Below are 1819 nucleotides of genomic sequence, written 5' to 3'. Positions count from 1 at the left end.
CCACCCACCCACCCTTGTTCGACCTCCGGTCGGGGTTCGGCTCCGCCGGGGTGGGCGGTGGCGGTCCGGCACGTGGAAGTCTTGGTTGCCGTGTGCTCGCGCTCACCCATCCTTGTTCGGCCTCCGGTCGGGGGTTCGGCTGCGCCGGGGTGGGGGTCCGGCACGCGGAAGTCTGATTGCCGTGTGCTCGCGCCCACCCATCCTTGTTCGACCTCCGGTCGGGGGTTCGGCTCCGCCGGGGTGGGCGGTGGCGGTCCGGTACGCGGAAATCTGGTTGCCGTGTGCTCGCGCCCCGCCCACGCTTTCGACCTTCGGTCGGACTCGCCCCCGCCGGGCAGGCGGAGTCGCGTGTCGATCTTTGGCGCGCCGGGGTGGACGCCGACGGCCCCAGCGGAGCCGGGTCTGCGACCGAAGATCGAACAAGGTGGGTGGAAAGTCCTCCGGCAACCAACCTTCCGTGTGCCGGACAGCCACCGGCCCACCCCGGCGGAGCCGGGTCCGGACCCGAAGGGGAGCCGGTCCGGACCCGAAGGGGTCTAAGGGCTCCTGACAAAAGTGGTGGACTTGACCTGGTCAGCGGTCGGTGTCGCGGACGAGGGCGCTTGGTGGCGGGACGCAGTCAGCCGCGCAATCGCACGCGATAAACCTGGCGACGTCGACGATCAGCCCCGGGATACTGGTCGCCCATGGATGAGGTCCAAATGGTCGTCGCCCATTCCGAGCGTGCGACCCTGCGTGTCGGCGACGTGTTCCTGAAGGTGGACGCCGATCAGGCGCGCATCGAGGTCGAGGTCGAGGCGATGGCCTTGGCGCCGGTCCCGACCCCGAAGGTCCTGTGGCACAAGCCGCCCGTGCTCGCGATCGCCGCGGTCCCGGGGACGGCGCTCGGCCGCCTCGGCGAGCCGTCGACCGCGTCCCCGGCGGCGTGGGCCGCGGCGGGCGCCGCCATCCGGAGGTTGCACGACGCGCCGCTGCCGCCCCGGCGAGGCCAGGCCGGCCGGGGCATCGACGAGTTGGCGGCGGAACTCGACGGCGAGTGCGAGTGGCTCGTGACGAACGGCATCCTGCCCGCCGACCTGGTCACCCGCAACCGCCAGGTCGCCGAGGCCGCGCTCCGGCCGTGGGCTCCGGTGTTCACGCACGGCGACCTGCAGATCGCTCACGTGTTCGTCGACGGCGACGAGATCACGGGCATCATCGACTGGTCCGAGGCGGGTCAAGGTGATGCCCTGTTCGACCTCGCCATCTTGACGCTCGGACACGAGGAGCACCTCGGCGACGTCGTCGCCGGCTATGGCACCGACGTCGACCTCGACGTGATCCGCGCGTGGTGGTCGTTTCGAAGTCTGCTGGTGGTTCGCTGGCTGATCGAGCACGGCTTCGACCCGTTCGCGCCGGGCTGTGAGATCGACGTGCTGAGATCCCGGCTGTGAGGCTGCGCGCGCCCGACTGCTTGAGAAAGTTTTATCGGAACGATCAGTGGATGAGGCGTCGCCGGCAGATGATGGCGACGGCGAGGGTCATGAAGGCTTCATGGATGTCGTCGCGCTTCTAAGGGGTGGGTGGGAGTTCCCGGCAACCAACCTTTGGCGTGCCGGACGGCAGCCGGCCCTCCCGGCGGAGCCGGATCCGGACCCGAAGGGGTCAAATGGGTGGGTGGGAGTTCCCCGGCAATCAATCTCCCCCGTGCCAGGAGCGGCACCCAACCGCCCCGGCGGAAGCCGGGCCCGGACCCGGAGGGTCAAATGGGTGGGTGGGCGGGAGGTCACCGGCGACTGACCCTCCCAGCGGGGTCGGGTCCGGACCTGGAGGGGTCAAA

1 protein-coding gene is annotated in these 1819 nt (G+C 70.3%); it reads left to right on the top strand.

The window, feature by feature from the left end:
- Positions 1-686: 686 nt before the first annotated feature.
- Positions 687-1433: a phosphotransferase family protein gene (locus KIP79_RS46080; protein ID WP_214111417.1), complete on the top strand. Its 747-nt coding sequence runs from the start codon at positions 687-689 to the stop codon at positions 1431-1433.
- Positions 1434-1819: the final 386 nt, after the last annotated feature.

It is taken from the genome of Acrocarpospora catenulata (assembly GCF_018476525.1).
Classification (GTDB): Bacteria; Actinomycetota; Actinomycetes; order Streptosporangiales; family Streptosporangiaceae; genus Acrocarpospora; species Acrocarpospora catenulata.
Note: the sequence above shows the minus strand (reverse complement) of the source record. Positions and strands in the feature narration are given on the sequence as shown.